The 6751-nt window shown below is 43.6% G+C and carries 7 protein-coding genes; 3 read left to right on the forward strand and 4 right to left on the reverse strand.

What is annotated here, in order from left to right; genetic code table 11:
- The first annotated feature begins 259 nt into the window (after positions 1–259).
- The 3 genes from EWV84_RS16920 to EWV84_RS16930 all read left to right on the forward strand — a co-directional run bounded on the left by EWV84_RS16920 (position 260) and on the right by EWV84_RS16930 (position 3319).
- Entirely contained in the window at positions 260–1129 is an 870-nt protein-coding gene (locus EWV84_RS16920; RefSeq protein ID WP_287078943.1) for an MBL fold metallo-hydrolase, read from the forward strand.
- A gap of 223 nt (positions 1130–1352) precedes the next feature.
- A complete protein-coding gene (ubiE, locus tag EWV84_RS16925) occupies positions 1353–2045 on the forward strand; it encodes a bifunctional demethylmenaquinone methyltransferase/2-methoxy-6-polyprenyl-1,4-benzoquinol methylase UbiE (protein WP_287078944.1) in 693 nt (230 codons plus the stop codon).
- 35 nt (positions 2046–2080) lie between these two features.
- Positions 2081–3319, forward strand: a complete 1239-nt coding sequence (locus EWV84_RS16930; RefSeq protein ID WP_286823752.1) for a DUF445 domain-containing protein — start codon at positions 2081–2083, stop codon at positions 3317–3319.
- Positions 3320–3369: 50 nt separating this feature from the next.
- Here EWV84_RS16930 and EWV84_RS16935 read toward each other — a convergent pair whose 3' ends face one another.
- From EWV84_RS16935 to EWV84_RS16950, 4 genes are all read right to left on the reverse strand, one after another.
- Entirely contained in the window at positions 3370–4074 is a 705-nt protein-coding gene (locus EWV84_RS16935; protein ID WP_286823753.1) for an LmeA family phospholipid-binding protein, read from the reverse strand.
- 306 nt (positions 4075–4380) lie between these two features.
- Entirely contained in the window at positions 4381–5187 is an 807-nt protein-coding gene (locus EWV84_RS16940; protein WP_286823781.1) for a TPM domain-containing protein, read from the reverse strand.
- Positions 5188–5399: 212 nt separating this feature from the next.
- Positions 5400–5765, reverse strand: a complete 366-nt coding sequence (locus EWV84_RS16945; RefSeq protein WP_286823754.1) for a DUF948 domain-containing protein — start codon at positions 5763–5765, stop codon at positions 5400–5402.
- Positions 5766–6125 (reverse strand): YtxH domain-containing protein, encoded by a 360-nt coding sequence (locus EWV84_RS16950; RefSeq protein ID WP_286823755.1) that lies wholly within the window; start codon positions 6123–6125, stop codon positions 5766–5768. It abuts the gene before it with no gap.
- Positions 6126–6751: the final 626 nt, after the last annotated feature.

Below are 6751 nucleotides of genomic sequence, written 5' to 3' on the forward strand. Positions count from 1 at the left end.
AGTTGTTGATACTATCTATTTACCCTCTGGTTAATCACAACCAGATTTTTCTTGGTTTTGTTATAAGTTTTCTTAATATTTTTTGAGAAGCTTTTTGTATCAAACAATACCAAACATTAAGGCGATCGCCTTAAATCCAAACTTTTCCATCTACTGAAATTACGAACAGCTTATCTTAGGGATGAAGTCAGCGCCTTAATTGTCAGAGAATGCTAATCTGATCTATCAGCCCATCAGCACAAGTAGAGGAACTTCTGATATGCCCGACAACCGCTTCCAGATCAAATTTTGGGGAGTACGGGGGAGTATTCCCTGTCCTGGTTCGGAAACCGTTCGTTATGGTGGTAATACTTCCTGTGTGGAGATGCAAGTCGGTAGAGAAAGATTAATCTTTGACGGTGGTACGGGGTTACGCGTCCTAGGACAGTCTTTGATGGCAGAAAGTCCAGCGAAAGCCCATTTATTTTTCACCCACTCCCATTGGGATCATATTCAAGGTTTTCCTTTTTTTATCCCTGGTTTTATCAGGGGCAATACTTTTAAAATCTATGGGGTTCCCTCCCCCAACGGGGCAACCATCAAGCAAAAATTACAAGATCAGATGTTACATCCTAATTTTCCCGTGCCTTTGCAGATTATGCGGGCCGATTTAGAATTTTATGATCTAGAAATGGGCGAAACCCTCCACTGTGGGAATGTCACCGTCGAAACCCGTCCTTTAAATCATCCAGGAGACGCGGTGGGTTATCGGGTAAATTGGCAGGGTTTATCGGCAGCTTATATTACTGATACCGAACATTTTCCCGATCGCCTTGATGATAACGTTCTGGCTTTGGCTCGGCAAGCGGATGTCATGATCATTGATGCTACCTACACCGATGAGGAATACAACGATCCTAAGTATTCTAAGGTGGGTTGGGGTCATTCCACTTGGCAGCAGGCAGTCAAAATCGCTAAGACAGCGCAAGTTAAGCAGTTAGTTCTATTTCATCACGATCCCGCCCATAATGACGATTTTCTCGATTGCATTGGGGAACAGGTAAGAAAGATTTTCCCTGAAACTATTCTCGCCCGGGAAGGCCTCTCGATCGAACTGCGACCGGGAGATGATCAGATAGATGAAGTGTAATCTAAGTCACTGTTCCCCACTATGAAGATAACTGCTGTAGATGCTCAACAGCTTATCCCCGTGAGCGCAGATAAGATAGAATGACATAACATCATCTGGGATTTTCTCTGGTGCTGTATTATAGAGTCCATTTGGTATCTTTCCCAAAATCATTACCCAGTATGGATTAGAGCGAATTAGCCAAAATACCTGTAATTCTTACCCGTGAAGCGTCACAAGAGAGATACCAAATAGGTTTAACTCTAGGGAAATACAAGCAATTTTTGATCAGATCGCTCCCGAATATGACCGACTCAATCAAGAATTAAGTTTAGGATTACACCACGTCTGGAAATTAATGACAGTCAAATGGTGTCAACCCAAAAAAGGGGATTTTGCCCTCGATATCTGTTGTGGTAGCGGCGACCTGACTAATCTATTATCAAAACAAGTGGGTAAAACTGGCCAAGTGATCGGACTAGATTTTTCCCCACAACAATTAAAAATCGCCCGTCAACGTTTTAGCGCCACTAATATTCACTGGATGGAAGGGGATGCCCTCAATTTACCCTTTGCCGATTCTAGGTTTGATTGTGCCACTATCGGCTATGGATTACGCAATGTGGTCGATATTACCCAATGTCTGGGGGAATTATACCGAGTCCTGAAACCGGGTGCTAAAGCGGCGATTCTTGACTTCCATCAACCCACCGAAACCATGGCCAAACTATTGCAAAACTGGTATCTCGATCATATCGTCGTTCCCGCCGCCGAGCGCTACGGCTTAACTGACCAGTACGCTTATATTAGTCCTAGTATCGATCGCTTTCCCCAGGGCCGAGAACAGGTAAAATTAGGCTATCGGTCGGGATTTTCCGGTGCCGTCCACTATCCACTCCTAGCAGGACTGATGGGAGTGTTAGTCTTAAAGAAATAACTTACTCACATTTGCGTTTATTTTTTGCTGCTAAATTGAATCTCGCTACTCTTTGGACATGGATCTTACCGCCGATCGCGGGGGCAATTATTGGCTATTTCACCAACGATATAGCCATAAAAATGCTGTTTCGTCCCTACAAAGCGATTTATATCGGTAAGCGTCCTCTTCCCTTCACCCCGGGGCTAATTCCTCGCAATCAAGATCGATTAGCTCTGCGGGTATCGGATACGATCATGGGTTCCCTGTTAACTCCCGAGGAATTACAAAAACTGGCTAAACGACTCCTCGACACCGAAAGGGTACAGGGGGCGATACTCTGGCTGTTACAATTAGCTTTAAAACAAATAAAAGGCGATCGGCAAGCAAAAACAGCCGAGATTTTGGCGGCGATTCTTCACGATTTATTCGGGGAATCTTTAGCGAGATTGCTAAAAGTTTTAGCCCGACGGCAGGACTTTTTAGAAAAACAGATCAATCAAATTTTTGATCGCCTAGTCTTAGAATTTTCTCTCAGTGAACAACAGGCCCGACAATTCTCCGATTGGCTATTAGAAACTGTCCTACCTGCGGATGTTATCCGTCTAGCTTTAATCGATTTTTTAACCGATCGCAATATTCAAGTTATCGATGAAGGATTTCGGGAAAAAACCAGTGGAACCTATTGGGTAGTAGCCAATTTATTCGGTTTACGCAATGCCCTCGCCCGCTTACGCACTTTTTGCCTTGATGAAAAGGATTTAGCTAATACCAGAATCAAAGAATTATTACTATCTTTAGAGATGCGTAATCGTCTGAAAAACTGGTTACAAAGTATCTCTTTACAAAATTTACCTATCTCCACCGTCAGACAATTGCGTAAAACCACCAGGGATACGGTGCGAATTTATATTCAAGAAAGTGGCGAACAATTTCTGCAAGATTTTGGACAAACGATCGACTGGGATCAAATCGCTAATTTAATTATTAATCGTCTGCAATCCTCGGTGTCAATGACTACATCATTAGGGGTAATTAGTCAAGAGTTAGCGTTAATTTTAGAGCGTTATTTAGAGGAAGATTTAGAGAAATTAGTCGCCCAAATTATCCCGATTCTCAACATCGATCAGGTGATCCGCGATCGGGTAAATGCCACTTCCCCCGCCGATCTGGAAAATGCTATTCAAGGCATTGTTAAACAAGAATTACAGGGAATTGTTAATCTTGGGGGTATTCTCGGTCTTCTAGTTGGACTAATGCAAACAATTATTTTAATCGCACAGAATCCGGGGTAATAATTGGGGGGTTAAACTAAGTTAACCCCCCGGAATCATTGCGTTTATTTTTAAGGTAAAATCAAAAAACTTCCCTGACAGAAAAGAGTTTGATCGTCGAGAATAAAAGATTTAATCTCCACATCTTTGCCTAAATCGACGGTAAAAGGTTGCAAATCAACAGATAAATCTGGGGCTAAACCTTGCCATTGTCGGGGACTAATCCCTAAAGTGCGGGCATCTTCTAAGGCAATATCGGCACTAAAAATTACTTCTGCACCTGTTTCTCTATGGCCGAGAAGACAGAAATAACCCTGATTTAGGAGAACATTTTTCCAGTTAAAACGCTGTTGTGAGATAATTTCTCTGGCGTTAACAACTCCGTTATTTTCTAGGGAAAAAATTAGTAAATCCGCAAAAGCATTAACTAAAATAGTCGAGGCGATCGAATTATTTAAATCCTGCTCGTTAATTTCCACCTCACCGCTAACCCGAATAGGTTCCAAAATTTTTAGGGGTTTCCCTCGTAAAACCTGCCCGATATTAAGACGAATATTTTCCCCTCTTAATTGCGCTTTACCTAGATGTAAACCTTGATAAATCGCTTTTCCTACGGCCAAAAATACCCCAGGGATATAACCGCGCAAAATTTGCCGATCATGACCGTGCAGCTGCATTTCTAAATCTTCTATCTGTTCTACTTGTGATCGCAAGAACAGACGTACTGCTGGCGGCAAAACCTTACTAATAATCTCACTTTGAGTATTGACCCACATAAACGTTATCTCACTCACTCCACAATGTTTCTAATTGTAACAGAGCTAGATCGATCAAACCATGAGGGGCTGCCGTCAGCTATCAGTTATAGCTGAAAACCTCCCTACTTTCTTTTCACTGTTTACTGTTTACTGATTACTGATCACTGAAAAAGGGAGCAGGGAGCGGGAGTTTGAGGATTTGTACTAAAATATCCAATACGCAGTTTAAATCCAATACAGCTTAGGTGAAAACTTCGGTACTTTCTTTTCACTGTTTACTGATTACTGATTACTGATTACTGATCACTGAAAAGCTCATAATTCTTAGGTTTTTGAGGCGTTGAGGGAATTAAAACGAGGGGAAAGATAGGCGACTAAAACTCCGAGGGCAAAACCGATTAAATTGCGGAAAAGGGGCAGTAATTCAGCAGTGCGAGTAACCACCGGTCCGATGCCAAAAGCAACAAAGAGGATAAACCAGAGGGGAGAGACAATTAAAACCCATTGCCAAGCGAAAACCTGTCCTTCTTTGCGAGGAATACCGGCAAAACCGAAGACTAAACCGCCGACAATTGAGGTAATTAAAGTTAAAATCCACTGTTCCTTCGGTAGGCCGGGGACTACCGCACAACCACCTTTAACTAAACAGCCTTTTACCGTGTCTAAAGATTGTACGATCGCATTATTCTCGCCATTTTCCCGGACAAAATACATATTACCGAAACGGGCCTGTAATTCGATCCAAAAAGTGCGGGGTAAAAATTCATAGACGGCATCGCCAATACTAAAAGATAGTAAATTACCGCCCCGACCATCGGCCACTAAGAGAATACTTTTATCATCCAATCCCCAGAAATTAATCACTGCCCGGCCGGGGCTGCGGTCATATTGGGTTAAAACTCGCATTTTCCAGCCCGTTTCCCCTTGAAATGTCTCGATATCTCGGATCAATGCTTCTTCCTGTTTTGCGGGTAGATAATTGGCTAAATCAACGATCGGAGTGGCTTGATTGGGCAGTAATTCGGGATTATTCACCGCTAGAGCTTGATCCGGTGAGATAATCCAACCCAGACAGCTAATGACAGCAATGACAAGAGCGATCGAGATTCCTCGGCAAAAACGATTGAGCATAGCACTTCCAGACAATGAGAATTTTTTAAGCACGGGTGTAGGCTAACTTTCAGTTTCTTTACACTTATTTACTTTATCTTAAGGGAATTCTCAACTTTAGTCACCCAGTTATCAGTTATCAGTCATCAGTCATCAGTTATCAGATGTGAGTTTTCAGTTCACTGGTTACTGATTACTGTTTACTGAAAAAAGCCGCCCACTTCCCCATCTGCTTAACTGCGTTTCCAAGTATTCCAAGCGACTTTAAAACCGATCAAGAGGCGACGGCTGCCACGATCGAGCTTGCTAAGACCAGCTTTAGCACTACCGAGACTGCGCTCGACTCCCTGGACAACTTGGCGGGTACTTTTAACCCCTTCATCGATATTTTCGGTTAATTCGCTGATTTCTGCCCCTGTCAGGCGAATTGCTTCTAGAGTCGGGGGAAATTCCCGATGGAGGGTATCAAACAATTTTTCGGCACTGCGGGCAGCCCGGGCTAACTCTTGCAGGGCAGGCAAAGCAGCGATGAAAACCGCCGTTAAACTAACGGCGACTAGCAGTAAAGAACATCCTAGCCAGAAAATAGGTTCGGTCATTTAATGCTCATTCGAGGGATGATTATCGCCTTGGGGGGATTCTTCCGAGTCGGGGAAAGGATTGTCCGTGGCTAGACTTTGACTAGCTTCGATTCCGGCTGTCACCGCCTCTTTTAATCTAATTAAAGTATCATCCCAATTACGCCGGGCCGATTCCGATAGGCGATCGGCCTGCAATTGCACCGTCGTGGTCAGATCTTCGGCTAATTCTGGCAAAGCCCGCGCGGATTTTTGCAGAATTCGACGGGTTTCTTTTCCAGATCTCGGCGCTACTAATAAACCCGCCACTGCCCCGATCGCACTGCCCACTAAAACCCCGACGACGAATAAGCCACCGTTACCGTTATTTTTATCTGCCATAGGATTGCCCTTGTACTTAATTCCCAATTTTACGAGGAATTACACTTCTCTTGTGCAGTTTCTTCGGCAAAAATTTTGGACTGTTGCTCTTGGCAAGCAAAAACAGACCTAGAAGGGATAACTTGAGAAAAAACTAGCGATCGGGCAAAACCTGATTTTATTGCTGACTTTGAGCAAATAAGGAAGTGAAAAAGAAAAACCTCTGGGAGTCTTGCCGTGTTTCGACCCCAAAGGTTTTTCTTATGCTGAACTTATACTCCTCACACGATATTTATATTACACACAACCCGCTGCTTTTGTCAAGAGGTTTACGAAATTTTTTCCACAGACCTCTGGCCAAATTAATTTCCCAGGGCCGGTAGGCGCTCTTGCGGGGGACAGCTATCACAGTAAATTACTGGTTAAGACTGTCTATGAGCGCCGGAGCAGGGAGCGGGGAGCGTCAACGTCAGTGGTAATTACCGAAATACCAAACCATTGTGGAGCTGCTAGGGCTAATTCAGGAATTTGACATCCTCGCCGCCGTAAAACGGACGGCGATTCCTCACCACGCCACTTTTTTAGGGTGGTCGCGTCAATGGGGTTGACGCAGATAGCGAAAAACGCTTAATTGCTTAAGTCTGACA

The organism is Microcystis sp. M_QC_C_20170808_M3Col, assembly GCF_007095505.1.
In the GTDB taxonomy this organism is placed as follows: domain Bacteria; phylum Cyanobacteriota; class Cyanobacteriia; order Cyanobacteriales; family Microcystaceae; genus Microcystis.